The sequence below is a fragment of the Kitasatospora sp. NPDC094028 genome, from assembly GCF_049543595.1.
Taxonomy (GTDB): domain Bacteria; phylum Actinomycetota; class Actinomycetes; order Streptomycetales; family Streptomycetaceae; genus Kitasatospora.
This window is the reverse complement of sequence record NZ_JBMVFA010000013.1, coordinates 38,860-65,606: the sequence shown is the minus strand read 5'-3', so window position 1 is coordinate 65,606 and position 26,747 is coordinate 38,860. Positions and strand designations below refer to the sequence as shown.

The window sequence follows — 26,747 nt, the reverse complement described above, 5'->3', positions numbered from 1 at the left end:
CCGCACTCCAAACGGCCTGGCGGGCCTCCGGTCGGCGCCGGACGGCCCCGGTCCTCCGGTCGGGGCGGGTGCCCGTGCTCCGAGGTCCCGAGCCCGGGTGAGCCCGGTCCCGCGTGGCGGCGACGGCGGGTCGTCGGCCGCCGCTAGGGTCGCCGGTGGCGTGTGCGGGCCGCCCGTTCCCGCGGATCCCGTCCATCGTGCTGCGGAGGTTCCATGACCGCTTCGACCACCGCCGCGCGCCGCACCCGGGCCCGGCTCCACCAGGGCAGCACGGTGCTGCGCTGGCTGTTCAGCACGGACCACAAGGTCATCGGGAACCTCTACCTGGTGACGGCGTTCGGGTTCTTCCTGGTCGGCGGGGTGCTGGCGCTGCTGATGCGGGCTCAACTGATGGGGCCGGACACCGGATTGCTGTCGCACCAGCGCTACAACCAGATGTTCACCATGCACGGCACGATCATGCTGCTGCTGTTCGCGACCCCGACGTTCGCCGGCTTCGCCAACGCGATCATGCCGCTGCAGATCGGGGCGCCCGACGTCGCGTTCCCCCGGCTGAACGCCTTCACCTACTGGGCGTTCCTGCTGGGCGGGTTGCTGGTCCTGAGCGGCTTCCTCACCTCGACCGGGGCGCCCGCGTTCGGCTGGTTCGCGTACGCGCCGCTGAACGGGCCGGTGTTCTCGCCCGGCACCGGCGGCGATCTGTGGGCGCTGGGCCTGGTCGTGGCCGGCCTCGGCACGATCCTCGGCTCGGTCAACTTCATCACCACGATCACCTGCCTGCGGGCGCCGGGCATGACCCTGTTCCGGATGCCGGTCTTCACCTGGAACGTGCTGTTCACGTCGATCATGGTGCTGCTGGCCTTCCCGGTGCTCACGGCGGCCCTGCTACTGCTGGAGGCGGACCGGAAGTTCGGTGCGCACGTCTTCGACCCGGCCAACGGCGGTGCGCTCCTGTGGCAGCACCTCTTCTGGTTCTTCGGCCATCCCGAGGTGTACATCGTCGCGGTGCCGTTCTTCGGCATCGTGAGCGAGATCGTCCCGGTCTTCAGCCGCAAGCCGCTGTTCGGCTACTACGGGATGATCGGCGCGACCATCGCCATCACCTCGCTGTCGATGTCGGTGTGGGCGCACCACATGTTCGCCACCGGCCAGGTGCTGCTGCCGTTCTTCTCCATGATGTCGTTCCTCATCGCGGTGCCGACCGGGGTGAAGTTCTTCAACTGGGTCGGGACGATGTGGAACGGCTCGCTCTCGTTCGAGACGCCGATGCTCTGGTCGATCGGGTTCCTGGTGACCTTCCTGTTCGGAGGGCTGAGCGGGGTGCTGCTGGCCGCGCCGCCGATCGACTTCCATGTCACCGACAGCTACTTCGTGGTGGCGCACCTCCACTACGTCCTGTTCGGCACCGTCGTGTTCGCGACCTTCGGGGGCTTCTACTTCTGGTGGCCGAAGCTGACCGGGAAGATGCTCGACGAACGGATCGGGAAGGCGCACTTCTGGCTGGTCTTCACGGGGTTCCAGCTCACCTTCCTGGTCATGCACTGGCTGGGCGCCCAGGGGATGCCGCGCCGCTATGCGACGTACCTGGACGTGGACGGCTTCACCGCGCTCAACGTGCTCGCCTCGTGCGGCGCGTTCGTGCTCGGGATCTCCAACCTGCCGTTCTTCTACAACGTCTGGATCACCACCCGGCACGGCCGCCGGGTCGACCGGGACGACCCGTGGGGCTGGGGCCGGTCGCTGGAGTGGGCGACGTCGTGTCCGCCGCCCGAGCACAACTTCCACGTGCTGCCGCGCATCCGCTCCGAATCGCCGGCCTTCGACCTGCACCACCCGGAGGTCCCGGGTGAGGAGAGCGGCGCCGACCGGGTGTCCGGCGACGAGGGGGAGCGGGGAAGCGCGCGGTGAAGGCCGAAGGGTGGCTGTTCTCGATCATGGCGGCGTTCTTCGCCGTGACCGGGCTCGTCTACGGGCTCTGGGCGCGGGAGCCCGCCGGCAAGGCGATCCTGACGGTGGGGTTCCTGATGTCGGCGCTGGTCGCCCTCTTCTGGTTCGTCCAGCACCAGCGGCGGGGCCACGGGCGGCCGCAGGACCGCAAGGACGCCGAGATCGCGGAGACGGCGGGCCCGATCGGGTTCTTCCCGGCCCGCAGCGGCTACCCGGTGCTCGCGGCCGTGGGCGTGACGGTCTTCGCCCTCGGGGTGGTGTTCGCCCTGTGGCTGGTCGTCGTCGGCGGGCTGGTGGTCGCGGTGGCCGTGTTCGGGTTCATCTTCCAGTACCGCGACGACGACGGCGTGTGATCCGGCGCAGCAGTCGGCGCAGCGGGCCGGCCGCGGTCGGCCGGGCCGTTCGTCCGGCCGGGGTGCGGGGGTGTTCCGGGGCGGTCAGGACGGCCGCGACCCGCTGGGACTCCATCTCGGAGGCGGGCAGTTCGACCCGGTCGCGGTAGAACCAGGAGCTCGCGGCGGCCCGCGCCCGCTCCCGGCGCGGTGCCCCCTCCGGGGCCGGCGGCGGCACCGGGGCGTCGCGCACCAGCATGACCTCGCGCTCGGCGGGCCGCACGCCTCGGCGGCGGCCCTCGAAGCCGCCGTCGAGGGCCTGGTCGATGCGGCCGGTCGGGTCGCCCTCCAGGAGCCGGGCGCGGTCGTGGGCCTGGAGGGCCAGGCAGAGGCGTCGGGTGAGCATGAACGAGAGGGGTGGCAGGACGACGAAGGCCGCGCGCAGCACGTCGGTGAGCGCGTTGACGGAGATCCCGAACGCGAACGCGATCACGTCGTTGCCGCCCGCGATGAGCAGGACGGCGTAGCAGGTGATCCCGGCGACCCCCAGCGCGGTGCGGGTGGGCTTGTTGCGCGGCCGGTCGCACAGGTGGTGCTCGCCCGGTCCGGGGTCGAGCCACCGTTCGGCGAAGGGGTAGGCGTACAGCAGTGCGAACATCAGCCCGGGCAGCACCACGGCCGGGAGCAGCACGTTCCAGGACAGTGTGTGCCCGAGGGCCCTGGTCTCGATCGCGGGCATCAGCCGCAGCGCACCCTCGATGAAGCCGATGTACCAGTCGGGCTGGGCGCCGGCCCCGGCGACGTCGGGCCGGTAGGCGCCGTAGCGCCAGATCGGGTTCATCTCCGCGAGGAAGGCGGACAGAGCCATGACGCCGCCCACCGTGAACATCAGGCCCACGCTGCGGGTCATGAACTGTGGGAAGAAGGGCATGCCGACCACGTTCCGGTTGGTGCGCCCGGGCCCGGCCCACTGCGTGTGCTTCAGCACCACGACGAGCGTCAGGTGCGCCCCGATCAGGGCGACCAGCAGGCCCGGCACCAGCAGGACGTGCACGGTGAACAGCCGCGGGATGACGACGTGCCCCGGGAACTCGCCGCCGAACGCGAAGAGGGTGAGGTACGTGCCGACCAGCGGCAGCGACAGCAGGACGCCCTCGGCGATGCGCAGCCCGGTGCCCGAGAGCGTGTCGTCCGGCAGCGAGTAGCCGGAGAACCCCTCCAGCAGCGCCAGGCTGAACAGTGTCACCCCGATGGCCCAGTTGAGCTCCCGGGGGCGGCGGAAGGCGCCGGTGAAGAACACCCGCAGCAGGTGCGCGCCGATCGCCGCGGCGAACAGCAGCGCCGACCAGTGGTGGACCTGGCGGATCAGCAGACCGCCGCGCACGTCGAAGCTGATCCGCAGCGTCGAGGCGTAGGCCTCGGACACCCGCACGCCGCGCAACGGCAGGTAGGAGCCGTCATAGACGATCTCGCCCATGCTCGGTCGGAAGAAGAACGTCAGGTAGACACCGGTCAGCAGGAGGACGACGAAGCCGTACAGCGCGAGCTCGCCCAGCAGGAACGACCAGTGGTCCGGGAACGCCTTGCGCAGGAGGGCCCGGCCGCCCTCCATGACCGGCAGGCGCTTGTCGAGTGCGGTGACGGCGCGCTCCCCGGCGGAGGGCTCGCTGGTGACCTCGGATGATTCGGTGGGCTCCACCCGAGGCAAGCTATGCGAGGCCCTGTGCGAAGGGCGGCCGAGCGCGGCGGCTCCGCCGTCGTGCGGCGGTAGATCACTCCAACGGCGCAGGCCGGAACCCCGGGCGGCGTCTGGACGCCGCCCGGGGCCGTAGCCGGATGTCGGGTATCACGAGGCCGGTGTGCCGGCCGGCGGCTCCTCCTTCGGCTCTTCCTCGCCTGCTTCGTGGCCCCGGCCCTCCTCGGCTTCGGCGCGCACGTCCGCCGGAGTGGGGGCGGTGATGTTGCGCTGCTCGGCGGACTTCTCCCTCGCCTGCTCGGCGACGCGCGGGTCGGCGTGGTCCCTGGATGTGTTCATGGCGATCGTTCCTTCCTCGGTCCCCCGCACGTGTGCCCCGGCGGGACCGGCGTACCCGCCCGAGCCGCCGCGAACGGCAGCTTCGGGGAACCCGTCCCTCCCGGGACCGCCGCGCCGGTGCGCGTATCGGAGCGAATCGAAATAAGTCCGGCAAAACGTGAATTCGATGTCACCTGTCGGGGTAGGACGAATGGTGCAGCGGTCGTAGCAGATTTGGCGGCCGCGCCGGCACCCACCGGGTGCCACCGGGACCGTCGCTTGAAGAAGCCGGGCACCGGTCCTGGGGAAGGAAGCCCGCGGCGCGCGAGCGGGGGGCTCGTCCGTGACGCCGGGCGATCGCCCCGATGCCCAGGAGCAACAAGTGTCCATCCCCCTCGTGACACAGGACCCTTCTGACCGGATGACCGCCGTGACCCCGTCCGGCCGGCCGTCGCCCGACCTGCCGCCTCCCTACACCAAGGCCGAGCTGCGGACGATGGGCAAGTTCGAGGCGCGTGAGCTCAGCGACGCGCTGTTCGAGCGCCTGGCCGGTCTCGCCCGTGAGACGCACGCGTACAGCTACGTGCGCGGCATTATCATCGAGCTGAACATGCCGCTGGTCCGCTTCGTCGCGGCCCGATTCCGCCACCGGCCGGAGGACATGGACGACATCCTCCAGGTCGGCACGATCGGCCTGATCAAGGCCATAGACGGCTACGACCCGCACCGCGGCGTCGAGTTCGTCACCTACGCCATCCCCACCATCGCCGGTGAGATCAAGCGGTTCTTCCGCGACACCTCCTGGCCGGTGCGCGTGCCGCGCGGCATGCAGGAGCTCTACCTGACCGTCGCCCGCGGCTCCGACCGGCTGGAGCAGCAACTCGGCCGCCTCCCCCGCCCGGAGGAGATCGCCGAGGACCTGCACCTGAGCGTCGAGCAGGCCGTCGAGGGGCTGATGGCCGGGCGGGTCTACCGCCCCAGCTCCCTGGACGCGCTGCGCGAGCACGACGGCGACGAGAGCGGCAGCGCGATGCTCGACCGCCTTGGCAGCTGCGACCCGGGCATCGCGCTCGCCGACTTCCGCACCGCAGTGCGCCCGCTGCTCGCCGAACTGCCCGAGCGGGAGCAGACGGTGCTCAAGCTCCGCTTCTGGGACGGTCTGACCCAATCGCAGATCGCCGAACGGATCGGCGTGTCCCAGATGCACGTCTCCCGCCTGCTCAGCGCCGTACTGGCCGGCCTGCGCGAGCGGCTGGAGGACCGCGAGGCCCCGGGCTGGTCGGACGGGCCGCCCGAGGACCGTCCGGACGGCCCACCGCAGCCGAAGACGGGTACGTGATCACCGAGGAGCGGTGTGGGGGAGGGCACCGGGGACGGCGGACTCCTGCCCCACGCCGAGTGAACGCCGGCCGGCGGGGTACCCGCCGGAGCGATCCGGCCGGCTGCCCGGCCGGGCAGACCGGGACGACTCGGGAGATCCAGTGGACCAGCGCATCGAACACCTCGGACCGACCGCGGCGCCGCGCCAGGGGACGGCCGACGCCCGCGGACGGCAGGAGCGGCCGGTGACCGGCCTGTCCGGCCCGCGCGGCCCGCTGTCCGCGGCGGTGCTGGGCCTGCTGCGGGCCGGACCGCCCGGCGCCGGGCGGCTGCTCACTCCGCCGGGCCCGTTCACCGACCCGTGGGGCGAGGACCACCAGCTCGCGCTGTACCTGTGCTACGAACTCCACGACCGGGGCCTGGCCGGTGTCCACCCCGGCTGGGAGTGGGAGCCCGAACTGCTGCTGTTGCGGAAGGCGCTGGAGCGGTCGTTCCTCGCCGCGGTGCGTGCGGAGGCCGAGCCCGTCCCGCCGGTTCCGGAGGCCCTGGACGCGCTGCTGACGGAGCCGCCGGGCGGTACCGGGCCCTCGCGCTTCCTGCTCGACGAGGGCGATGCCCGGCACGTCCGCGAGTACCTGGTGCACCGCTCCGTCTACCACCTCAAGGAGGCCGACCCGCAGGTGTGGGTGGTGCCGAGGATCCACGGGCCGGCCCAGGCGGTCCTGATGACGATCCTCTACGACGAGTACGGCGCCGGGCGCCCCGACCGGGCGCACGCGGGGCTGTACGCGCGGATGATGGAAGCCTTCGGGCTCGATCCGTCCTACGCGCACTACCTGGACGTCGTCCCGGCCGTCTCCCTCGCGGCGGTCAACCTGATGACGCTCTTCGGCCTCCACCGCGCGCTGCGCGGCGCCGCGGTCGGGCAGTTCGCCGCCCTGGAGATCACCTCTCCGCCCGGTGCCGCCCGGCTCGCCGCCGCGCTGGAGCGCCTGGGCGCAGGGCCGGACGGGACACTGTTCTACCGCGAACACGTCGAGGCCGACGCCGTCCACGAACAGCTCGTCCGTCACGGGGTCGTCGAACAACTGATCGCGGCCGAGCCGGATCTGGCGCCGGACATCGCGTTCGGCCTGGCGGCCGCGCAGGTCGTCGACGGCCGGTTCGCGGGCCACCTGCTCGATTGCTGGCGGGCCGGTCGTACCTCCCTGCGCTCACCCCTGGGCGAGCCCGCCGTCCTCAGCGCCTCCTGAGCCGTCGCTTCCTGAACGGCGGGCGCTCGAACCGTCGCCCGTCGAGCGGCGCTCCCGGCGAGCGTGCCGTCGATGGCTGGTGTCGCAGAACGGGTAGCACCGGCTCCGGCGGCAGACGCACAGCGCCACCACCGGTCGCTCGGAGGCCCTGACCTCGCCGCCCGGCAGGACCACCTCCACCGGTCCCTCGACCAGCAGCGGACCACCGGGCACGACGACCACCCGGGTGGTGGACCGGTCAGCGCTCCCGGACACCGCGCACCACCACCAGGACCTCCCACCGCTCGCCCGGGACGATCAGGCCGAGTTCCTCGAGCAGCGCGGCGCGCGCCGTCATCACCGGCCCGAACGCCTGCGGACGCCGCGCCGTCACCGTCGTCCGCAGTCCGGCGGCGCCGAGCGCCGCCAGTGTGGCGGGGACGTTCGCGAGGGAGGACTGCACAACGAGCAGCACGCCGCCGCGGGCCAGCCGCGGCGGGGTCTCCCGGCAGATCCGGTCCAGCACGAGGCGCCCGTCCGGCCCCGCGTCCCACGCGAGCCCGCGCCCGCGGCCGCGGCGCGTCGGCGCGGCCGGGACGTACGGCGGGTTGGCGGTGATCAGGTCGAAGCTCCCGGCCGTCACCGGGGCCAGCAGGTCGCCGCGCCGCAGTCGGATCCCGCTGCGGTGCAGCCGGGCGTTGAGCCAGGCCGTGGCCACGGCGCGCGCGGACAGGTCGACCGCCGTCACCCGGGCCCCCTCCTGCGCGGCCGCGAGCGCGACGGCACCGGTGCCGGTGCACAGGTCGAGCACCCGGCTGTCCGGGTCGATCCGCTCGCGGCGCACGCAGGAGACCAGCAACTCGGTGTCGCCCTGGGGGCGGTAGACGCCCGGCGGCCTGATCAGCCGCATGGTTCGGCGCACCGTTCGCTCGGAAACGCCTCGGGGCCGTTCATGGCTTCTCCGTCCGGCGGGTCGGGGTGGACCGTGAACAGGAGCGCTTGGCCCCGTTCGCGCCGCCGCGTGCCCCGACTCAGGAGTTGTGGCTGGTCACCATCGGTACCACCGGCCGCGAGCACCGCCGGCTCCGGCGGTGAAGACGAAGCCGAGGACCCAGATGACGAGAACGGCCAGCGCGATCCACCACAGGATGTGAATGGCGAAGCCTGCGCCGCCCAGGATCAGGGCGAGGAGCAGGACGAGGACGAGTATCAGCACGGGAATCGACCCTTCCGTGGGGTTGCGGATGTTTCGGACACGGCGTGTGCCCCACCCGGACCGATCCATGCAGGTACGCGCGACTCCGGTTTCGCGTATTCCATGACATCCGCGTCCGTCGAGACAGGAATTCGGTCTCGTGTTCCGGCAACCGTGAAAGCGGAGCGGCCTATCGTAGGAGACATGGACGACGGAACCGCGACCGATCGGCAGTGGACCTTCCTGACCAACCACGCCCGGGTCCTGGTCCAGATCGCCCGCGACCCCGGCATTCGCGTCCGTGACATCGCCACCAGCTGCCTGCTCACCGAACGCGCGGTCCAGCGCATCATCACCGACCTCGAACGGGCCGGGTACCTGCGCCACGAGCGCCGAGGCCGCACCAACCACTACAGCGTCCTCACCAGCAAACAGCTGCGCCACCCCGCCGACGCCGGTCCCACCGTCGCCGAGTTCCTCGCCATCCTCCTGCGCCGCTCCGTCGACGGCAAACGGGCCCCGGCGCCCGGCACGTTGGACGCCGGCGGGCCCTGACCGGCGGCGTCCGCCCCGGTCCGCGTCGCCGCCGGGCGGCTCAACGGCCACCTGCGCGAGCACAGCGGCACCGGCCTGTCCGCCGTCGACTTCCGCACCTGGCATGCCGCCGTCCTGGCCGCGGTGGGGCCGGCGGTCTTCCGGCCGGTGGTCGCGCTGCTGACCGGCCCGTGAGGGTCAGCGGGGAGCCGGTCGCGCCCAGGCCAGCAGGCGCTCGCGCGGCCAGGTGGTGACCAGCCGGTCGGGGTCGAGGCCGAACCGGGCCGCGCGGGCGTAGCCGGAGGTGAACCAGTGCAGTTGCTCCGGGGCGTGGGCGTCGGTGTCGACGGCGAACAGACAGCCCGCCTCGACGGCCACCCGCAGCAACTCGTCGGGCGGATCCCGGCGTTCGGGGCGGCAGTTGATCTCGACCGCCGTCCCGGCCGCCGCGCAGGCGGTGAACACCGCCGCGGCGTCGAAGCGGGACGGCGGCCGACCGCGGCCGGTGACGATCCGTCCGGTGCAGTGCCCGAGCACGTTGGTGCGTGGGTCTCGGACCGCCGTCAGCATCCTGGCCGTCATCGGTTCCGGGTCGGACCGCAGCCTGGAGTGCACCGAGGCCACCACCAGGTCGAGCCGACCGAGCAATTCGGGTTCCTGGTCGAGCGAGCCGTCCTCCAGGATGTCGCACTCGATCCCGGTCAGGAGCCGGAACGGCCCGTTCCCGGCGTTGTGGGCCGCGACCGCGTCGAGCTGGCGCCGCAGCCGCTCGGGGCCGAGCCCGTGGGCGATGGCCAGGCGGGGTGAGTGGTCGGTGAGTACGGCCCAGTGGTGCCCGAGCATGCGGGCGGCCTCGGCCATCTCCTCGATCGGGTGGCCGCCGTCGGACCAGTCGGAGTGCAGGTGGCAGTCGCCCCGGGCGGCCGCCGCCAGCTCCCACCCGGCCCGCGCGGCCGGTCCCGTCACGGCTTCCAGCCGGGCGAGGTAGCGCGGGACGGCGCCCGTGGAGGCCTGGGCGATCACCTCGGCGGTGACCGGCCCGACGCCCGGCAGGCCGCGGGCCCGGGCGGCGTCCACCGGCCCGGGCGGCAGCGCGCGCACGGCGTCGGCCGCGGTGTGGAACGCCCGCACCCGGTAGGGCGAGGCGTCGTTCCACTCCAGCAGGAAGGCGATCCGGCGCAGCGCCGTCGCCGGGTCCATGGCGTCCATGACAGGCCGACCGGGTCAGCGCTCGCCGGGCGCGCGCTCGGCGGCTGCGCGCCCGGCGGTCGCCGCGCTCAACGGCCGAGCGCGTGGGCCAGCTCGCGCTTGTTCATCTTCGAACGGCCCTTGATGTTGCGGTGTTTCGCCTCGTTGTACAGCTGGTCGTAGGTCGGGCCCTGGGAGCCCTGGTGCGAGCGCTGCCCGCCGCGACGACCGGACGACATGTCGTGTGTCGACGTGCGGCTCGCGGTCTTCGACTCGCCGTGCCGGGCGCGTTCCTTGTTGACCGTCCGGGCGGCGATCTCCTTGGCCCGCTTCTCGCTCTCACCTCGGTCGAGGGCGCTCTCCTTGATGTGCTCGTACTGCCGCTCGCGCTTGCGGCTGGATCCTCGGGGCATGGCTGCTCCTCCTCTCTTCGTCCGGTTGTTGCCCGGCGGCGTGTACCCGGACGAATCGCCGGAAATCATCCGGCCCTGCCCGGCCGGGGCGGAGCGCCCTCCGGCTGCGTGAACCCGCGGCATCGGGGTAGCCGTTGGAGCGGCCGAACGACCCCGAGGAGGAGCCCGCGATGGACCGACGCGTCGAACACCCCGATCCGCCGCGTCCGGTGCGCCCCGATCCGGAGGACTGGCCGCTGGACGGACCGGGCGGGTGCCTGCCGCCCGACCGCGCCCAGGCCATCCTGGAGGCGGCGAAGCGGATCGGCTCGCTGCTCAAGGCCAGGGACCATCCGTTCGCCCTGGCGGGCGGGGTCGCCGCCTACGCGCACGGTGCCGACGTACGGCTCCAGCACGACGCCGACTTCTGCATCCGGCGCGAGGACGCCGAGGCCGTCACCCACACCCTGCGCGAGGCCGGACTCCAGGTGTTCCTGCCGCCCGAGGACTGGCTGGTCAAGGCCCGCTGCCTGGGGCAGGACATCGACCTGATCCTGGAACTCGCCAAGCGGCCGGTCACCTCGGAGCTGCTGGAGCGCGCCGAGGTGCTGCCGGTGGACTCGGTGCACATGCCGGTGCTGTCCGCCACCGACCTGGTCAGCAGCCTGCTGGCCGCGTTCTCCGAGCACCACTGCGACTTCGGCGCGGTGCTCTCGGTGGTGCGGCCGCTGCGGGAGAAGGTCGACTGGCGGCGAGTCCGGGCGGACCGCGGCGAGGCGCCGATGCCGGCCGCGTTTCTGTACCTCCTGGAACGGCTCCAGGTGATCGAACCCGAGGAGGCCGTCCGATGACCGGCGCCGACGACACCGAGTACCGACTCGCCCACCTGCGCGACCGGCTCGCCGACGACGAGGCCGGCGAACTCGGACTGCGGATCGAGCTGCACGGCTCCCGCGTCACGGTGCGCGGCACCGTGCTGAACGAGCGGCGCCGGGCGGCCGTCGAGCGCATCGTGGGCGAGGCGATGGCCGGACTGACGGTGCACACCGACATCGCGCTCGCGGACGGCCACCCGCCGAGCGGGGTGGAGGACCTGCCGTGATCCGGGTGGCCGCGGTCGGCGACATCCACCTCGGCCCGGACAGCCGGGGCCTGCTGCGACCCGCCTTCGCCACCCTGGGAGAGCTGGCGGACGTCCTGCTGCTGGCCGGCGATCTCACCCGGCACGGCACCGCCGAGGAAGCGCTGGTGGTGGGGGAGGAGGTCGGCGGCCTGCCGGTGCCGGTGATCGCCGTCCTCGGCAACCACGACTACGACGCCGGCGGGCCGGACGAGGTCACCCGGATCCTGGCCGCGCACGGCGTGCGGGTGCTGGAACGTACCTCGACCGCCCTGCGGGTGGACGGCCGGCTCGTCGGCGTGGCCGGCACCAAGGGCTTCGGCGGCGGCTTCGCCGGCCGCAGCGGCGGGGAGTTCGGCGAGCCCGAGATGAAGGCCTTCATCCGGCACAGCCGGGAGTGCGCGGACGGCCTGCGCAACGCGCTCGACCGGCTGGCCGCCGAGGAGTGCGACCTGCGGATCGCCCTCACCCACTTCTCCCCGGTGCCGGACACCCTGGCCGGCGAGCTGCCCGAGATCTTCCCCTTCCTGGGCAGCTACCTGCTCGCCGAGGCGATCGACGGGGCCGGCGCCGACCTGGCCGTCCACGGCCACGCGCACCTGGGCACCGAGCGCGGCCTCACCGCCTGCGGGGTGCGCGTGCGCAACGTCGCCCAGCCCGTCATCGGCCGGGCCTTCGCGCTCTACCGGTTGCACGCCCGGTCCGACTGACCGGATTCGGCCGCCCGTGTCCTGGCAGCCGCCGGGCAGGGCACACGGGAGGAGAGCGCGACGGCCAGAGCGCCGCGGACGCTCACGCTGCCCGCAGCGCAGCCGGCGCGTCCTTCGACAGGCTGACCCGGACCAGCGCGGCGGCCAGCCGGGCGTGGTCCTTCGGCGGGACGAGGCCGCCCAGGGCGGCCGGGGTGTGAGGCAGTCCGAGGTCCTCGGCCGCGCCGCACGCGCGGTCGTCGAAGAACGGGCGCAGCCACGGCCAGACCGCCTGGACCTCGCGGCAGAAGATGCCCGCGCCGACCGGGCCGATCCGCGGGACCTCCCGCAGCAGCCCCCGCAGGGCGTCCGGATCGCGGTCGGCCTCGTCCCGCATCCTGCGCAGGTCGCCGTGCCAGCGGTCGAGCACCAGTCGCGCCCCTTCGCCGAGCGCGGTCGCGGTGCTCTCGTCGTACCGGACGTAGTGGGCCCGGCCCAGCGCGTCCACCCGGTCCTGCCACCGGGAGTCCGCCATCGCGCGGGGCGTGCGCAACCCCGCGGCGGACAGCTCCCGGGCCGCCGCGGTGGCCGTCCCGGCGCTGATCCGGATGGAGCAGAGCACGGTCAGGACCAGCAGCCGGTACAGCGGCGAGGGCTTGTCGCGCAGCGTGATGCCGGCCTCCTCGGCGTACGTCCGGCCGTACTCGGTGAGCAGCCGGGACGTGATCGTGTCGACCGTCATGGTGTGAGCACCTCCGTCATCGCTCCGGGCCCGGTGGGATGGTTACGCCTCCCCCGGGTGGGCACACGCGCGACCGGCCGGGAACGACCCGGCCGCACTGTGCGAGGAGGCTGCAGATGAGCATGGTGAAGGAGTCCGTGGACGTCGGTGTGCCGCTGCACACCGCCTACAACCAGTGGACGCTGTTCGAGGAGTTCCCGCGCTTCATGGAGGGCGTCGAGTCGGTGACGCAGCTGGACGACCGCCACAACCACTGGCGGACCAGCATCGGCGGCGTGAGCCGGGAGTTCGACACCGAGATCGTCGACCAGCAGCCCGACGAGCGGATCGCCTGGCGGACGATGGACGGCGAGGTGGAGCAGAAGGGCGTCGTGACCTTCCAGCGGCTCGACGACCTGCACACCCGGGTCAACATGGCCATCGACTTCCGGCCCGAGGGCATGGCCGAGAAGGCCGGCGACGTGATGGGCGTGGTCGACCGGCGGGTGAAGGGGGACCTGAAGCGCTTCAAGGAGTTCATCGAGGAACGCGGCCGGGAGGAGGGCGGCTGGCGCGGCCGGATCAGCCCGGGATGACCCGTGCGCGGTGTGGGTGCGGCGCGCTGGTCACTTCGACCAACAAGGAGTTCGAGGAACGCTTCGACAAGCACAAGGCCGAACTCGGCTCCTGCGCCCGCACCTCACCCTCGCGCTCCTGCGTTCGAAAGGAGACGAAACAGAGCGAATCACCCGCAGGCCCGTCGTCGGCCTGGGCATTCCCGCACCACGAACCACCCAGTTCCCACCGAAGCCGGCGTGAACGTCGGCACAGCCGTGCTCGCCGCAACGTTCAGTGCTCACTGGTCAGTTCAGGTTCGTGAAGACGATCCCGTCATTGGGTAGCTCTCTGGAAGACTGCTGCCCGGCGCGAACTGGCGTCAGGGTGGAGCAACCGGAGGAGTGGGAGAGCCGCTGTGGAGCCGGTCCTCATCGTTCTGATCGTTCTGGTGGCACTCGCCATCAGGGTCTTGTTCAAAGCGGTTTACATCATTCGGGAGGCCAGCGCGGCGATCGTGGAGCGCTTCGGGCGCTACAGCCGCACGCTCAACCCCGGTCTGCACTTCGTCATCCCGTTCATCGACCGCCTTCGCTTCCGGGTCGACCTGCGCGAACAGGTCATGGCGGTTCCGCAGCAGCAGCTGGTCACGCAGGACAACCGACGTATCGACATCGACATCGCTGTCTTCTACCAGGTGTCGGACGCAAGGGCCGCCACCTACGGCGTGACCAGCTACGTCCAGGCGATCGAGCAACTCACCGTCGCGACGATGCGTCGCACCATCGACGGCATGGACCTCGAACGGGCCCTGGCCTCCCGGGAGCAGATCACCGCAGACCTGCGCGCCGCGCTTGATCGGGACACCGCCCGCTGGGGTATCCGGGTCCACCGAGTCGAGTGCAAGGTGGACGCGTTGCCTACCTTCATCCCGGATTCGATGCCGGAGCAGGTTCGCGCCGACCAGTTCAGGGTGCCCGTCGCCCCGGCACATGGGAACGGAGCGGCGACCGGTTCACCGCAGCCGCTCGTGCGGTCGGGAATGGTCCCCGGGCACCGTCCGCTGCGGCAGGAGGATCCTCGCCGTATCGGCCGCTACCGCCTGACGGCGGTGCTGGGGCAAGGCGGGATGGGCACGGTCTACCTCGGCCAGTCGCCCGGGCAGCGCCTGGTCGCGCTCAAGGTCATCCGGTCGGAGCTCGCCGCGGACTCGACCTTCCGGAAGCGTTTCGCCCGCGAGATCGAAGCCGCAAGCCTCGTCGGTGGGTTCCACACCGCGTCGGTCGTCGACGCCGATCCCCTCGGCGACCCGCCCTGGCTGGCCACCGAGTACATTCCCGGCCCATCACTGCACGAGGTCCTCGGCCAGCAGGGCGCCCTGCCGCCGAGGACCCTGCACACCCTCGCTGTCGGTGTCGCCGAGGCGCTTGAGCGCATCCACGCCCGCGGCATCGTCCACCGCGACCTCAAGCCGAGCAACATCATCATCTCCAGCGCGGGACCCCGCATCATCGACTTCGGCATCGCTCGCGCCCTCGACAGCATCGGACTCACCAGTACGAACTATGTCCTCGGCACGCAGGGGTTCCTCGCTCCGGAACAGCTCACCGGCGCGCCGATCACCCATGCCACGGATCTCTACGCCTTCGGCGTGGTGCTGTGCCATGCCGCCGGAGCCGCGCCGCTCCCGGACGGCGAATCCCTGGAATCCGCCCTCGGCTTGTTGCCCGCTCGGTTCGCCGGTGTCATCACCCTGTGTCTCGACTACGATCCCAGACGCCGTCCGAGTGCGACCGAAGTACTCGAACTGCTGTCCCGGAACGGCCCGTCAGCAGGCGATTGGTTGCCGCTCCCCGTGCGCACGATGGTCGACCTGTACAACCCTCCTGCCATCTCAGCACCTTGAACCGGTGGAAACGGAACCGCACCCGCGCCGCGAGCGCACTCCGCGCCACGAGAGACGGCCCTCCTCGTGGAAGTCGCCGAGCGCTTCGAGGGCGGGTGCGAGTGCTTGGCCCATGCCACTGCGGCCGCTCGGGAGTGGCGACGGCCATGCCGGCGGCCGCCCGCGTTTGGCCCGGGCCAGGCTGGGGACACGCCGACCGGCGGGGGAGCCGACGAGGAGGAGAGCAGCGATGTCGAACGATGCCATTGTCCTGCTACGGGAGGACCACAAGGAGGTCCGCCGCCTGTTCCGCGAGTACCGGGGGCTCGCCGACGGTGACGGCGGCAACGACCCCGCACGGGCCAGGACGGTCCAACGGATCATCGAGTCGCTGACCGTTCACACCTACCTGGAGGACGAACTCGTCTACCCCAGGATCCGTCAGGAACTGCCCGGGCTCGCCGAGGAGATGGAGCAGGCCGAACAGGAGCACCACGTCGCCGACCTGCTCTGCGAGGAGCTGAGCCGGATGGCCCCGGGCGACGAGGGCTACGACGCCAAGACCGCCGTCCTCATCGACGCGGTCGAGCGGCACATCGAGCGGGAGGAAGAGGACTGGTTCCCTGAGGTTCGGGCCGCGCTCGGCCGCACGGAACTGCGGGAGCTGGGCGAACGGATGCGGGCCGTGCGCGAGACCGCGCCGCGCCATCCGACCGGCGGCGGCGTGCTGCACCGCATCGCGGACGCGCTGGAGGGCTGACCCGGCCCCGCCGACCGAGCAGGCCGTCCGCGACCTGCGGCCGCTCGCCCTGGCCACGGCCCGCCACCCGCAGGCCCCGCGGCAGCCGTGTCGGAGGAACACCATGGTCAAGACCTTCGCTCCCCAGCTCCTCAGCGGCATCCGCTCCGGAGGTGCCGCGACGCCCGCATGCGCCGCCGGCGCCGTTCGTCGCGTCCTCGCGGCTCCGCGAAGACGTCGGACCGTCCGCAGGCCGGGATCATGACCGACCGTCCGGCGGGCCAGGGGTGGACCTTCCTCACCAACCACGCCCGGGTCCTGGTGCAGATCGCCCGTGATCCCGGCATCAGGATGCGGGACATCGCTGCCGACTGTCTGCTCACCGAACGGGCCGTGCAGCGGATCATCGCCGACCTGGAGGACGCCGGCTACCTCAGCCACGAGCGCCGGGGACGGGTCAACCGCTACCAGGTGATCGCGGGCAAACAGCTGCGCCATCCGGCGGACGCCGGGCCCACCCTCGCGGAGCTGCTGGAAGTGCTGCTGCGCGAGGGCGGCGTCGGCGGCGGCGGACGCGTCGGTGCGCTCGGTGCGCGGTCTGCCGGAGGCCGGCCCGAAGGAAGTGCGGCGGGCCGGCGACCGTGAGGGAGGGCAGCCCGGAGCGGCCGGGCCCGGTCGCCCGTTGGGAGAGCCGGTCAGGCGGCGGAGGCTGTGCGCGGGTGGCCGCCGCCGGGCGACGGTGGAGGCGGCAATGGCGGGGGAGGCGAGCGGTCCTTCCGGCAATCGGGCCGCATTCCGGAACTCCCGCACCGGTCGTCACGGTGGGGAGTAGTCTCGTCGGCGCAGCGTCACGTCCGCGCGAGGAAGGACCCACCATGCCCGACTCCCCGCAGATCGACACCGTCCGCCGCTTCTACGACGCCAAGGGCGACCTGGACGTGATCCGCTCCGTGGTCGCCGAGGACGCCCGCTGGGACGTGGCGGAGGGCTTCCCCCGGGGCGGCGTGTACGACGGCCTCGACCGGATCATCGCCGACTTCTTCCCGTTCCTCGCCGACTTCCGCGAGTTCCGCTGCCTCGGCGACGCGTACTTCGAAGCCGGTGACGAGGTGATCGTGCTCGGCCGCTACGTCGGCGTCACGACCGGCGGCGAGCCGGTGGAGTCCCGCTTCGCGCACTTCTTCACCCTGCGCGACGGCAGGATCGCCCGGCTGCGCCAGACCTCCGACACCCTCCCCATCGCCCGCGCCCTCGGCCGCTGACGGCGCGACCGGCGGTTCCGGGCGGCTGAGTACGGATACTCATGACGCCCGGCCCGGCACCGCGCCATGATCACGGGATGAGGACGAACGAATCCGGGCGGGGGCGCCCGAAGGCCCTGGCCGTGGCCGTGCTCGCCGTGCTGGTGGCGGGGTGCGGCAGTCAGGCGGCGGGGCCCACCGCCCTGAAGACGCCGAGCCGGACCGCGACCGCGGCCACGCCGAGCATCCCGGCGGACTTCCCGTGCCCCGGCGAGACCCCCACCCCGACCCCGCCCGGCAAGCCGACGCCGACGCCGACCGCGACCGGGACCGGGACGGGGACCGGGACCGGGACCGCCGACCCCTCGGAACCGGCCACGCCGCCCGTCACCGACCACTACGCCGAGAACCACGGCTTCCGGGAGCCGATCCCGCTGCACGGCCAGAGCCGCTGCGACGGCCTGGCGGCCGTCCACCGGGTCCGGGGTGGGCTCGAACCGCTGCGCGCGCGCCGCGACTTCACCCCGGACGGCACCCGCGGCCTGCTCACCGGCCTCGGCTACCCGGCGGCCCAGGTGCACGTCCAGCAGCTCGGCGACAACGGCGTCGCCTTCACCGCCGGCGACGGCCGGATCTGCCTGAGCGGCACGATGAGCGGCACCGGCACCACCGTGGAGTCCTACGCGGGCTACCCGGACGGCACCGGCTGCGAGCCGCCGCGCGGCGGCCACTGACCGGCCCGCTGACCGGCCTGCTGACCGGCCACAGACCGGCCACAGACCGGCCGCGGGCGCCCGGGTCAGTGCCCGGTGTTCGCCAGCGCCTCGCGGACGGTCAGCAGGCAGGGATCGCAGTAGCGGTCCGGCGCCGCCGGGGCCTCGCCGTCCATCGCGGGCACCACCCGCTGGGACGGTTCGAGGAGCCGCCCGCACAGCGACGCGCTCGCGTCGCCCTTCGCCATCACGTGCCACACCACGGCCGGCGGGGACACCGCCGGGTCGTGCTCGGCCCACATCTCGTACACGGCTCGACCTCCGGATCGCAGGGGCGCGGTCACCCCATGCAAACCCGCGCCGCCCCGACCGGCCACCGGACCGGGCCCGGTCGAATGGCCGCCCCGGGCCCGGAGGCGCTCCCGCTCCGGTCCCGGCCGAAACGGGTTCCGTGACTGGGTCGGGGAGAGTTCGTTCACTAACATCGAGAGTGCTCCGGTGCAACCGGGGCAGAGGGGGAGGATGGAACGGACGGGACCCGAGGAAGGCGCGCAGTCATGACCGCAGAGACCGGCACCGCGCTCGGACCGGCGAGCACCGCCCCGCTGCGGCGGCGCGGCGAGGCGCTGGAGAGCGCCATCTTCGAGGCGGTCGTCCGGCAGCTCACCACCGACGGCTACGCCCGGCTGACCATGGAGGGCGTCGCCGCCGCCGCGCAGACCGGCAAGGCCGCCCTCTACCGCCGCTGGTCGAGCAAGGAGGCGCTGGTGCAGGACGCGCTGCGCGCCAGCCTGCCGCAGGCCGGCCCGGCCCCCGACACCGGCAGCCTGCGCGGCGACCTGCTGGAGGTGGTGGCCCGGCTGCGCGCCGCGATGTGCAGCGAGGTGGGCGCCGCCATGCGGGCGATCATGTCCGAGCTGGACCACCAGCGGGCGCACGTCTTCCTGGCGATCGTGCTGGAGCGGGTCGTGGAGCCGACCACCGACCTGGTAGGCGAGGTGCTGGCGCGCGGCGCCGCCCGGGGCGAGGTGCGGCCCGGATCGGTGACCCCGCTGGTGACGGACGTCGTGCCGGCGCTGATGCTGTACCGGATCAAGATGTGCGGCGGCGACGCCGAGCGGATCGACCCCGCGGCGATCGTGGACGAGGTGCTGCTGCCCGTCGTCCGCCCCTGACGGCCCGGCCACCGCGGCGGACAAGGCGCGGACAGGCCGGGGGCCCGGCGCGTCCCTCCACGGAGGGACGAGCCGGGCCCCCGGCGCGTCGGGCTCAGGCCCCGCTGTGGCGGAGCATGTCCTCGCGCTCGACGACCTTGACCCGCTCGCGCTCCTGGGCCGCGCCGAGGGCCCGCTCGTGCGCGTCGAGCTGCTTCCAGCCGTCCCAGGTGGTGTAGCGGACGCCCTGGGCGCGCAGGTGCTCCTCGACCGCGGCCGGGTCGGGCTCGACGGCGCCGGGCAGCCGGCCCGCGCCGTGGTCCTCCAGCAGGCAGGCGACGGTCTCGTTGGCGTCGCCCTTGGTGTGGCCGATCAGGCCGACCGGGCCGCGCTTGATCCAGCCGGTCACGTACGTGGCGGTGCGGTGCGAGCCGTCGCCGTCCAGGACGCGGCCGGCCTCGTGCGGGACGGTGCCGGAGATCGCGTCGAAGGGCAGCTTGGGCAGTTCGTCCGAGTAGTAGCCGACCGCCCGGTAGACCGACTGGACGTCCCAGTCGGTGAACCGGCCGGTGCCGCGGACGTTGCCGGTGCCGTCCAGCTCGGTGCGCTCGGTGCGCAGGCCGACGACCTTGCCGTCCTCGCCCAGGACCTCGGTCGGGGACTCGAAGAAGTGCAGGTAGACCCGGTGCGGGCGGTCGCCGACGTCGCGGATCGCCCAGTTCTCGATGGTCGAGGCGACCAGGTCGACGTGCTTGACGGCGCGGCGCTCGGCGATCGAACCGTCGTCGTAGTCGATGTCCTCGGGGTTGACGATGACCTCGATGTTCGGCGAGTGGTCCAGCTCGCGCAGCTCCATCGGGCTGAACTTGGCCTGCGCCGGGCCCCGGCGGCCGAAGACGTGCACCTCGACGGCACGGTTGGCCTTGAGGCCGTCGTACACGTTCGGCGGGATCTCGGTGGGCAGCAGCTCGTCGGCGGTCTTGGCGAGTATGCGGGCCACGTCCAGCGCGACGTTGCCGACGCCGAGGACGGCGACCTTCTCGGCCTCCAACGGCCAGGTGCGCGGCACGTCCGGGTGGCCGTCGTACCAGGACACGAAGTCGGCGGCGCCGTACGAGCCGTCGAGCTCGATGCCGGGGATGCCGAGCGCGCGGTCGGCCATCGCGCCGGTGGAGAAGACCACGGCGTCGTAGAACCGGTGCAGGTCGTCCAGCGCGAGGTCGTTCGGGTAATCGACGTTGCCAAACAGGCGGACCTGCGGCTTGTCCATCACCTGGTGAAGGGCCGTCACGATGCCCTTGATCCGCGGGTGGTCGGGCGCGACGCCGTATCTGATCAGGCCGAAGGGCGCGGGCATCCGCTCGAACATGTCGATCGAGACCCCGGGGGTCTGGGCGGCGTCGGACTTCAGCAGGGCGTCGGCGGCGTAGACGCCGGCAGGGCCGGCTCCGACGATCGCGACCCTGATCGGGCGGTGCATGGTGGAAGATCCTCCGGGCAGGCGCAACGGTCTCTGGACTATACCTGTGCAGCAAACCGGGCCCGCGGGCGGGGGTGTAGTCGGTGCCGGCCTATGGGGCCATAGAGCGGTTCTATGGCCCCACCGGGAATAGCGTCAGGCGGTCTCGGTCCGCGCCTCGGCCGGAGTGGAGGCCGGAACGGGGGAGGGAACGGGCGCGACCGGCGCCGCGCCGCGGTCGGCCCCGGCCTCGAAGAAGCGCAGCAGCTCCACCGGGAACGGCAGCACCAGCGTCGAGTTCCGCTCCGCCGCCACCTCCACCACCGTCTGCAGCAGCCGCAGTTGCATCGCCGCCGGGGTCTGCTCCATCCTGGTCGCCGCCTCGGCCAGCTTGGCGGCGGCCTGGTACTCGCCGTCCGCGGTGATGATCCGGGCCCGGCGCTCGCGGTCGGCCTCCGCCTGACGGGCCATCGAGCGCTTCATCGAGTCCGGCAGGCTGACGTCCTTGATCTCGACCCGGTCGATGTGCACGCCCCAGCCGGTGGCCGGGCTCTCCAGCATCACCTCCAGGCCCTGGTGCAGGTTCTCGCGCCCGGAGAGCAGGTCGTCCAGCTCGCTCTTGCCGATGATCGAGCGCAGCGAGGTCTGGGCGACCTGCAGCATCGCGAAGTGGTAGTTCTGGACGTCGACGGTGGCCCGGATCGGGTCGGAGACCCGGAAGTAGAGCACCGCGTCCACACTCACCGAGACGTTGTCCCGGGTGATGCCCTCCTGGGCCGGCACCGGCATGGTGACGACCTGGACGTTCACCTTGCGCATCCGGTCCACGATCGGCACCAGCAGGGTCATCCCCGGCTCGCGGACCTGCCCGCGCACCCGGCCGAGCCGGAACACCACGCCCCGCTCGTACTGCTGCACCACCCGGACACCGGTGGCCAGCAGGAACAGCACCAGTACGACGACGATCACGAGCGCTGCCATGGTCGTTCGGCCTCCCCCGTACGCGGCGCAGCCCGGCCGGGACCGGAGTGGCCCTGTCGCGAGGGGTGCGAGCCGCGCAGGCCAGTATGCGCGCGGGCGGCCCGGACGGACAGGGCCGTGCGGCCGGATCTTCGCGGCGGTGACCGCGCGTCAGGGCGCCCGGCCCGCGCGGGCGTACGGCGGCGGCCCGCACCGGTGGTGCGGGCCGCGGCGTTCCCCCGTTGCCGTCCCCCGTTTCCCCCGTCCCCCGTTTCCCCCCGTCCCCCGTTTCCCCCCGTCCCCCGTTCCCTGCAGGGCCCGGTTTACCCCGTGGGCCCCGCAGGGTGGCCCGGCCCCCTCTGGGGTGGGGCCGGTAGGACGAGGATGCCGGACGGCGACGCCCGCGAGGGAGGTCAGAGCGTGCCCTGGCAGCGCGGGCCGGAGCATGGGCGGAGCCTCTGGACGGCCCTTGTCCGTACGGAGACAATCGCCGGCATGGACCTACCCTCGGCTCTCCGCGACTTCCTGGTATCCCGGCGTGCGCGGCTGCGCCCCGACGAGGTGGGGCTGCCGGTCCACGGCGTGCGGAGAGTGCGGGGCCTGCGCCGGGAGGAGGTCGCCGGGCTCGCGGCGATGAGCGTGGAGCACTACACCCGGCTGGAGCGCGGGCAGGCCTCCCGGGTCTCGGACACCGTCCTGGACGCGGTCGCCGACGCCCTGCGGCTCAGCCCGGGGGAGCGCCGCTACCTGCGCAGCCTGGCCCGGCCGGAGGCCGCCGAGCAGCCCCGGCTCCCGTCCGAGGGGCTGGCCGGCCTCCAGCCGGTGCTGGACTCGATGGCCCGGACCCCCGCGTACCTGGTCGGGCCGGGCGGCGCGATCCTCGCCTGGAACCGGCTCGCCGCGGCGGTGTTCGTCGACTTCTCCCGGCTGCGGCCCGAGGAGCGCACCGTCGGCCGGCTGGTCTTCGGGGATCCGCGCGCGCGGCAGCTCTACGTCGACTGGGAGGCCAAGGCGCGGGAGGCGGTGGGCTTCCTGCGCAGCGAGGTCGCCAAGTGGCCCCGGGACGCGGCGCTGGCCCGGGAGATCCGCGAACTGCGCGAGCACAGCCCGGAGTTCCGTCGCCTCTGGGGCGAGCAGGTGGTGCTGGAGAACGGGCACACGACGACGCTGCTCGCCTGCCCGGGGATCGGCCTGCTGCGGCTGGCCGGCGCGGCGCTGCAGGTCGCCGACCGCCCGGACCTGGTGATCGCGGTGTACACCGCCGAGTCCGGGTCCGAGGACGAGCGGGCGCTGCACCGGCTGGCCCGCGCCGTCGCGGCGGAGCCCGCCGCCGCACGCGTGGCGGCGGGCCCGGCCGATGGGTGAGGCCGGCGGGTGAGGCCGGCCGGGCCGGCGTCAGCCCCGGAAGACGGCCGCGTGCTCGGCGGCGAACTCGGCGAAGGAGCGCGGCGGACGGCCGGTCAGCCGCGCCACGTCCGGGCTGACCGCCGAGGCGTGCCCGGCCGCGTACAGGCCGTACAGCTCGACCATGCCCTCGGCCCGCCACGGCTGCCAGCCCGCGGCCAGCATCCCGGCCAGCGCCTGCTCGGGCGGGACGGCGGTGTACGCCACCGGGCGGTCCGCGACGGCGGCGAGGCGCTCGGCCAGCTCGCCGTGGGTGAGCGCCTCCGGGCCGGTCAGGGTGTAGACCGCGCCCTCGTGCCCGGCGCCGGCCAGCACCTCGACGGCGGCCGCCGCGACGTCCCGGGCGTCCACGTACGACACCGCGCCGGCGCCGCCCGGCACGGCCAGGCTCCCGGCCTGCACGGCCCCGGCCATCCCGAGGAAGTTCTGGTGGAAGCCGTTCGGCGCGATGACCGTCCAGGGCAGACCGGAGGCCCGCAGGTGGTCCAGCCCGGCGACGTGCGCGCCGACGAAGCGGACGCCCTCGGGCCGCTGCTCGACCCCGGCCGCCGCGTGCAGCACGATCCGCGGGCGGCGGCCGGTGCGGACGGCCGCGTCGATCACGTTCCGCTCGTGGGCGGCCATCTCCGGGTGGACGGCGACCAGCAGGTAGACCGTGTCGGCCCCGGCGAGCGCGGCGTCCAGCGCGGCCGCGTCGGCGAAGTCGGCCTCCGCCCGCTCGACCGCGTCGCCCCACTCGGCGAGTCCCTTCGAGCCGGGGCGCACCACGGCCCGGACGGCCTCGCCGCGCTCGCGCAGCCCCTCGACGACCTTGGCGCCGACCGTACCGGTGGCTCCCGTCACGACGATCACGATTCGTTCCCTTCCCCGTGACCGACGCACAGTTGATGAAGCGTCAGTCAGATCATCTCGTCAGCTCGGATGATCGCAGTCCACCCGGAGTGGATCAAGGGCGGTCACGGACGGTCGGGCGGCCGGCGGGACGGTTCGTGTCCGATCCCGACACGCCACGGCGCCCGCCCGTTGCTCGACTTGTCGCGGGTCGGGCGCTTGGATGGGGGCGGCCCGGTCACCGTCCGTACGCGACCACCGCGGGCGACCCCGTCCGCGGTGGTCGCGCGCGCCCCGCGACGCGACCCGGGGCACCCCCGGCCAGTCGAGGAGCCGACACCGTGAACGACACCACCGACCCCGCCGCCGTGGCCCGCCGGATCACCGACCGGTGCCGCCAACTCGACCTCAGCGAGGACTCCTTGGCGCATCAGGCCGCGATGGCCCCGCGCTACCTCGCCCACCTGCTCGAAGCCGGCCCCGCCTTCGACCCCGGCGGCTTCGTCCGGATCGCCGCCGCGCTCGGCCTCGGCCGCGACGAACTGCTCACCGGACGCCCGGACGCCCCGCCCGGGCAGTCCGGCCCCGGGCCGCGCCCCCGGCTGCTCACCCTCACCGAGCCCGAGTGCTGGGACCTGGTGGGCGCCCACGGCGTCGGCCGGATCGCCCTGCCGGTGCGGCCCGCGCCGGTCGTCTACCCCGTCAACTACGTGGTGGACCACGGCAGTTTCGCCTACCGCACCGGCGAGAGCACCGCCACCGCCCCGGCCGAGGGCGCCGCGCTGTCCTTCCAGGTCGACCGCATCGACGAACTCCTCGGGCGCGGCTGGAGCGTCCTGGCCCTCGGCTCCGCGCACTACGTCGACGACCCGGAGGAGCTGGGCCGCCTCTCCGGCCTGCCCGGCGCCGCCCCCTGGGCGGGCGGCGACCGGCCCCGCTGGGTGCGGGTGCGGCCGGACGAGATCAGCGGCCGCCGGCTGGTCGCCGGCTGAGGGGCCCCGGCCGTGCACTCGTAAGATCACCGGATGATCCCCGCGCCGCTTCCCCTGATCGCCCCCGCACAGCCCCTGACCGACGGCGTGGTGATCCTGCGTCCGCAGTGCGCCGCCGACGCCGAGGCCGTCGAGGCGGGCCGCGATCCGGCGCGGCAGCGGTTGTTCGACGGCATGCCGGCCGGGTACGTGCGGGAGTGGGAGGCCCGGCAGGTCGGCCGCCGCGTGCCGCTGGTGATCGCGGACGCCGTCACCGACGAACCGGTCGGGCTGGTCGAACTCGCGCGGCGGCTGCACGCCTGCACCCTGCTCACCTGCCGGGTCTTCCCCGAACGGCGCCGCCAGGGCCTCGCCACCCGGGCCGTCCGGCTGCTCAGCCACTGGGCCCGGAACGAAGCCGACCTGCCCTGCCTGAAGGTGGAGGTGGACGAGACGGACACCGCGTGGCGCGGGGTCGCGGAGAAGAGCGGCTTCCAGTCGCTGCACACCAGGAGGGGCCTGGTCCGCAGCCGCCCGCAGACCCTCCTGGTGCTCGGCTGGAACCGCGAGCAGCACCGCTGAGGCTCCTGCCAAAGCCGACCCTCACGCCCCGCCCAGGAGTTCGCGGACCCGGGCGGCGACCAGCTCCGGCTGCTCGGCCTGGATGAAGTGCCCCGCGTCGACCCGCTCGTAGCGGCAGTGCGGCATCGCCGCGGCCAGCCGCCGCTGGTGCTCCTGCAGGGCCGGGTGGCCGCGCTCGCCGCCGCGGCGCGGTCGGTCGGCGGACAGCAGTACGGCCGGGCAGGCCGCGGGCGTCGGCGGGTGGGCGCGCAGCCGTGGGACGGCCTCGGCGACGGCGCGGAACTCACGGCGGGTCTGGGCGATCCCGGCCGGCACGAAGTCCTCGGCGAGCATGGCCGCGTAGGTGTCGCGCGGGAAGACCTTCCGGACGTTGCCGCTGAGCAGCCGGGCCACCGGTCGGAAGCGGACCAGCGGCTGCGCGACGGCGAGCGTGCGGTCGACCCGCTGGGCGAGCGCGTCGACCGCGTCGTACGACGGCGCCGTCTCCGGCGTGGGGTCGACCAGCAGCAGGCCGCGCAGCCGGGGTGCCAGCCGCTCGGCGGCGAGCCGGGCGACCAGGCCGCCCATGCTGTGCGCGACCAGCACGAAGCGGCCGGGCACGACGGCGTCGGCCAGTGCCACCAGGTCCGCCGCCAGCTCGTCCAGCCGCAGCGGCGCGTCGGCGCGCGGGCTGCGTCCGAAGCCGGCCCGGTCGTAGGCGACCAGCCGGGCCCGGTCGTCCAGCAGCGGCCGGACGGCGTCCCAGGAGGTGCGGCCGAGGCCCTGGCCGGCCTCGAACAGCACCTGGTCGGGGCCGTGGCCGGACTCCTCGACGTGGACGGTCCGCCCGTTGACGACCACCGGCCGCCCGCTCTGCTCGCGCATGGTGCCTCCCCGTTCCGCCCGCGCCCGGGCATGCGGCCCGGGCGCCGGCTCCACCGTTTTCATCTTTGATAAAGGTATCCGATGTGAAATCGTGGAGCAATGGACCTCGACTACGCCGACCTGCTCCTCCACCCGGTGCGCCTGCGCGTGGTGCACGCCCTCGCCGGGGGCCGGGTGCTCACCACCGCCCAGCTGTGCGAACGGCTGACCGGGGTGTCCAAGGTGACCGTCTACCGGCACGTCGCCCTGCTCGCCGAGGGCGGCGTGCTGGAGGTGGCGCGGGAACAGCGGGTGCGCGGCGCCGTCGAACGGCACTACCGGCTCCGCGCCGGGCGCCCCGCCGTGGACGCCGCCGCCATGACCACGGACGACCACCGCCGGGGCTTCGCGGCCGCGATGGCCGTCCTGATCGCGGAGTTCAACGCCTACCTGGACAGCGAGGGCGCCGACCCGCTCACCCAGGGCGTGTCCTACAAGCAGGGCACCTTCTGGCTCAGCCCGGACGAACTCGCCGAACTGGGCGGCGAGTTGATGAACGTCCTGGCGCCCCGGCTGGCCAACCGGCCGGCCCCCGGCCGGGAGCCGTACCTGCTCAGCCCGGTCATCTTCCCGACCGCCGCCCCGCCCGAGGACGGCGCCACCGAGCGGGCCCCCGGCGCGGAATCCTGACCGCGCGCCGGAAGACCCGCCGCACCCGTGGACGCG

32 protein-coding genes are annotated in these 26,747 nt (G+C 73.4%); 19 read left to right on the top strand and 13 right to left on the bottom strand.

Annotated elements, in window-relative coordinates:
* The first annotated feature begins 213 nt into the window (after positions 1–213).
* Together ctaD and ctaF are read left to right on the top strand one after the other, a co-directional pair.
* Positions 214–1,908, top strand: coding sequence for an aa3-type cytochrome oxidase subunit I (gene ctaD / locus ACPC54_RS20820; RefSeq protein WP_498966620.1), 1,695 nt, complete (start codon positions 214–216; stop codon positions 1,906–1,908).
* A complete protein-coding gene (ctaF, locus tag ACPC54_RS20815) occupies positions 1,905–2,300 on the top strand; it encodes an aa3-type cytochrome oxidase subunit IV (protein WP_498966619.1) in 396 nt (131 codons plus the stop codon). The genes ctaD and ctaF overlap by 4 nt, the downstream gene beginning before the upstream one ends.
* Here the strand turns inward: ctaF and qcrB are convergent.
* A complete protein-coding gene (qcrB, locus tag ACPC54_RS20810) occupies positions 2,266–3,978 on the bottom strand; it encodes a cytochrome bc1 complex cytochrome b subunit (RefSeq protein WP_498966618.1) in 1,713 nt (570 codons plus the stop codon). The genes ctaF and qcrB overlap by 35 nt on opposite strands.
* Positions 3,979–4,125: 147 nt before the next feature.
* Entirely contained in the window at positions 4,126–4,314 is a 189-nt protein-coding gene (locus tag ACPC54_RS20805) for a hypothetical protein (RefSeq protein WP_498966617.1), read from the bottom strand.
* 400 nt (positions 4,315–4,714) lie between these two features.
* Between ACPC54_RS20805 and ACPC54_RS20800 the strand changes: the two genes are divergently transcribed.
* Together ACPC54_RS20800 and ACPC54_RS20795 are read left to right on the top strand one after the other, a co-directional pair.
* Complete coding sequence (locus ACPC54_RS20800) at positions 4,715–5,632, top strand: SigB/SigF/SigG family RNA polymerase sigma factor (protein ID WP_498966615.1); 918 nt, start codon at positions 4,715–4,717, stop codon at positions 5,630–5,632.
* A gap of 142 nt (positions 5,633–5,774) precedes the next feature.
* Entirely contained in the window at positions 5,775–6,866 is a 1,092-nt protein-coding gene (locus ACPC54_RS20795; protein WP_498966614.1) for an iron-containing redox enzyme family protein, read from the top strand.
* Here ACPC54_RS20795 and ACPC54_RS20790 read toward each other — a convergent pair.
* From ACPC54_RS20790 to ACPC54_RS20780, 3 genes are all read right to left on the bottom strand, one after another.
* Complete coding sequence (locus ACPC54_RS20790; RefSeq protein WP_498966784.1) at positions 6,828–7,040, bottom strand: CDGSH iron-sulfur domain-containing protein; 213 nt, start codon at positions 7,038–7,040, stop codon at positions 6,828–6,830. The two genes, ACPC54_RS20795 and ACPC54_RS20790, sit on opposite strands and share 39 nt — an antisense overlap.
* Before the next feature lie 64 nt (positions 7,041–7,104).
* Entirely contained in the window at positions 7,105–7,755 is a 651-nt protein-coding gene (locus tag ACPC54_RS20785) for a HemK2/MTQ2 family protein methyltransferase (protein WP_498966613.1), read from the bottom strand.
* Positions 7,756–7,893: 138 nt separating this feature from the next.
* The gene (locus ACPC54_RS20780; protein WP_498966612.1) at positions 7,894–8,061 is read right to left on the bottom strand and encodes a hydrophobic protein; all 168 of its coding nucleotides are present in this window, start codon (positions 8,059–8,061) and stop codon (positions 7,894–7,896) included.
* A 183-nt stretch (positions 8,062–8,244) separates the two neighbouring features.
* Here ACPC54_RS20780 and ACPC54_RS20775 point away from each other — a divergent pair, with 183 nt between their 5' ends.
* Positions 8,245–8,595, top strand: coding sequence for a helix-turn-helix transcriptional regulator (locus ACPC54_RS20775; RefSeq protein WP_498966611.1), 351 nt, complete (start codon positions 8,245–8,247; stop codon positions 8,593–8,595).
* Between the two features lie 177 nt (positions 8,596–8,772).
* Here the strand turns inward: ACPC54_RS20775 and ACPC54_RS20770 are convergent, their stop codons facing one another.
* Both ACPC54_RS20770 and ACPC54_RS20765 read right to left on the bottom strand, forming a co-directional pair.
* A complete protein-coding gene (locus ACPC54_RS20770; protein WP_498966610.1) occupies positions 8,773–9,774 on the bottom strand; it encodes a PHP domain-containing protein in 1,002 nt (333 codons plus the stop codon).
* A 77-nt stretch (positions 9,775–9,851) separates the two neighbouring features.
* On the bottom strand, positions 9,852–10,175 hold the full coding sequence (locus tag ACPC54_RS20765) for a plasmid stabilization protein (RefSeq protein WP_498966609.1): 324 nt from the start codon (positions 10,173–10,175) through the stop codon (positions 9,852–9,854).
* A gap of 170 nt (positions 10,176–10,345) precedes the next feature.
* Here ACPC54_RS20765 and ACPC54_RS20760 point away from each other — a divergent pair, with 170 nt between their 5' ends.
* Genes ACPC54_RS20760 through ACPC54_RS20750 form a run of 3 tightly spaced genes read left to right on the top strand, consistent with a single transcriptional unit; the run spans position 10,346 to position 11,984 of the window.
* A complete protein-coding gene (locus ACPC54_RS20760; protein WP_498966608.1) occupies positions 10,346–11,005 on the top strand; it encodes a nucleotidyltransferase family protein in 660 nt (219 codons plus the stop codon).
* Positions 11,002–11,256: a hypothetical protein gene (locus tag ACPC54_RS20755; protein ID WP_498966607.1), complete on the top strand. Its 255-nt coding sequence runs from the start codon at positions 11,002–11,004 to the stop codon at positions 11,254–11,256. Before ACPC54_RS20760 ends, ACPC54_RS20755 begins: the two co-directional genes overlap by 4 nt.
* Positions 11,253–11,984, top strand: coding sequence for a metallophosphoesterase family protein (locus ACPC54_RS20750; protein WP_498966605.1), 732 nt, complete (start codon positions 11,253–11,255; stop codon positions 11,982–11,984). Before ACPC54_RS20755 ends, ACPC54_RS20750 begins: the two co-directional genes overlap by 4 nt.
* Before the next feature lie 82 nt (positions 11,985–12,066).
* On the opposite strand, the gene ACPC54_RS20745 is transcribed toward ACPC54_RS20750, so the two are convergent.
* A complete protein-coding gene (locus ACPC54_RS20745) occupies positions 12,067–12,705 on the bottom strand; it encodes an endonuclease (RefSeq protein ID WP_498966604.1) in 639 nt (212 codons plus the stop codon).
* Positions 12,706–12,821: 116 nt separating this feature from the next.
* Between ACPC54_RS20745 and ACPC54_RS20740 the strand changes: the two genes are divergently transcribed.
* The 6 genes from ACPC54_RS20740 to ACPC54_RS20715 all read left to right on the top strand — a co-directional run bounded on the left by ACPC54_RS20740 (position 12,822) and on the right by ACPC54_RS20715 (position 17,838).
* A complete protein-coding gene (locus ACPC54_RS20740; protein ID WP_498966603.1) occupies positions 12,822–13,280 on the top strand; it encodes an SRPBCC family protein in 459 nt (152 codons plus the stop codon).
* A gap of 377 nt (positions 13,281–13,657) precedes the next feature.
* Positions 13,658–15,145 (top strand): protein kinase domain-containing protein, encoded by a 1,488-nt coding sequence (locus ACPC54_RS20735; protein WP_498966602.1) that lies wholly within the window; start codon positions 13,658–13,660, stop codon positions 15,143–15,145.
* A gap of 229 nt (positions 15,146–15,374) precedes the next feature.
* Complete coding sequence (locus tag ACPC54_RS20730; protein ID WP_498966601.1) at positions 15,375–15,884, top strand: hemerythrin domain-containing protein; 510 nt, start codon at positions 15,375–15,377, stop codon at positions 15,882–15,884.
* Between the two features lie 240 nt (positions 15,885–16,124).
* The gene (locus tag ACPC54_RS20725) at positions 16,125–16,508 is read left to right on the top strand and encodes a helix-turn-helix transcriptional regulator (protein WP_498966600.1); all 384 of its coding nucleotides are present in this window, start codon (positions 16,125–16,127) and stop codon (positions 16,506–16,508) included.
* 230 nt (positions 16,509–16,738) lie between these two features.
* Positions 16,739–17,125 carry a nuclear transport factor 2 family protein gene (locus ACPC54_RS20720; RefSeq protein ID WP_498966599.1) on the top strand — a complete coding sequence of 129 codons (387 nt, stop codon included), beginning with the start codon at positions 16,739–16,741 and terminating at the stop codon, positions 17,123–17,125.
* A 77-nt stretch (positions 17,126–17,202) separates the two neighbouring features.
* On the top strand, positions 17,203–17,838 hold the full coding sequence (locus ACPC54_RS20715; RefSeq protein WP_498966598.1) for a hypothetical protein: 636 nt from the start codon (positions 17,203–17,205) through the stop codon (positions 17,836–17,838).
* A gap of 65 nt (positions 17,839–17,903) precedes the next feature.
* Here ACPC54_RS20715 and ACPC54_RS20710 read toward each other — a convergent pair whose 3' ends face one another.
* Positions 17,904–18,128, bottom strand: a complete 225-nt coding sequence (locus ACPC54_RS20710; RefSeq protein ID WP_498966597.1) for a hypothetical protein — start codon at positions 18,126–18,128, stop codon at positions 17,904–17,906.
* A 246-nt stretch (positions 18,129–18,374) separates the two neighbouring features.
* Here ACPC54_RS20710 and ACPC54_RS20705 point away from each other — a divergent pair, with 246 nt between their 5' ends.
* Positions 18,375–18,992, top strand: a complete 618-nt coding sequence (locus ACPC54_RS20705) for a TetR-like C-terminal domain-containing protein (RefSeq protein ID WP_498966596.1) — start codon at positions 18,375–18,377, stop codon at positions 18,990–18,992.
* A 94-nt stretch (positions 18,993–19,086) separates the two neighbouring features.
* Here the strand turns inward: ACPC54_RS20705 and ACPC54_RS20700 are convergent, their stop codons facing one another.
* Positions 19,087–20,451: an FAD-dependent oxidoreductase gene (locus tag ACPC54_RS20700; protein WP_498966594.1), complete on the bottom strand. Its 1,365-nt coding sequence runs from the start codon at positions 20,449–20,451 to the stop codon at positions 19,087–19,089.
* 135 nt (positions 20,452–20,586) lie between these two features.
* Positions 20,587–21,411: a slipin family protein gene (locus tag ACPC54_RS20695; RefSeq protein ID WP_498966593.1), complete on the bottom strand. Its 825-nt coding sequence runs from the start codon at positions 21,409–21,411 to the stop codon at positions 20,587–20,589.
* 474 nt (positions 21,412–21,885) lie between these two features.
* Here ACPC54_RS20695 and ACPC54_RS20690 point away from each other — a divergent pair, with 474 nt between their 5' ends.
* Entirely contained in the window at positions 21,886–22,755 is an 870-nt protein-coding gene (locus ACPC54_RS20690) for a helix-turn-helix transcriptional regulator (protein WP_498966592.1), read from the top strand.
* 30 nt (positions 22,756–22,785) lie between these two features.
* Here the strand turns inward: ACPC54_RS20690 and ACPC54_RS20685 are convergent, their stop codons facing one another.
* Positions 22,786–23,646 carry an NmrA family NAD(P)-binding protein gene (locus tag ACPC54_RS20685; protein ID WP_498966591.1) on the bottom strand — a complete coding sequence of 287 codons (861 nt, stop codon included), beginning with the start codon at positions 23,644–23,646 and terminating at the stop codon, positions 22,786–22,788.
* Between the two features lie 320 nt (positions 23,647–23,966).
* Here ACPC54_RS20685 and ACPC54_RS20680 point away from each other — a divergent pair, with 320 nt between their 5' ends.
* Entirely contained in the window at positions 23,967–24,617 is a 651-nt protein-coding gene (locus tag ACPC54_RS20680; RefSeq protein WP_498966590.1) for a pyridoxamine 5'-phosphate oxidase family protein, read from the top strand.
* 33 nt (positions 24,618–24,650) lie between these two features.
* Positions 24,651–25,178: a GNAT family N-acetyltransferase gene (locus tag ACPC54_RS20675; protein WP_498966588.1), complete on the top strand. Its 528-nt coding sequence runs from the start codon at positions 24,651–24,653 to the stop codon at positions 25,176–25,178.
* 21 nt (positions 25,179–25,199) lie between these two features.
* Here ACPC54_RS20675 and ACPC54_RS20670 read toward each other — a convergent pair whose 3' ends face one another.
* Positions 25,200–26,042 (bottom strand): alpha/beta fold hydrolase, encoded by an 843-nt coding sequence (locus ACPC54_RS20670; RefSeq protein WP_498966587.1) that lies wholly within the window; start codon positions 26,040–26,042, stop codon positions 25,200–25,202.
* Positions 26,043–26,141: 99 nt separating this feature from the next.
* On the opposite strand from ACPC54_RS20670, the gene ACPC54_RS20665 reads away from it, so the two are divergent.
* Positions 26,142–26,711, top strand: coding sequence for a helix-turn-helix domain-containing protein (locus ACPC54_RS20665; protein WP_498966585.1), 570 nt, complete (start codon positions 26,142–26,144; stop codon positions 26,709–26,711).
* Positions 26,712–26,747: the final 36 nt, after the last annotated feature.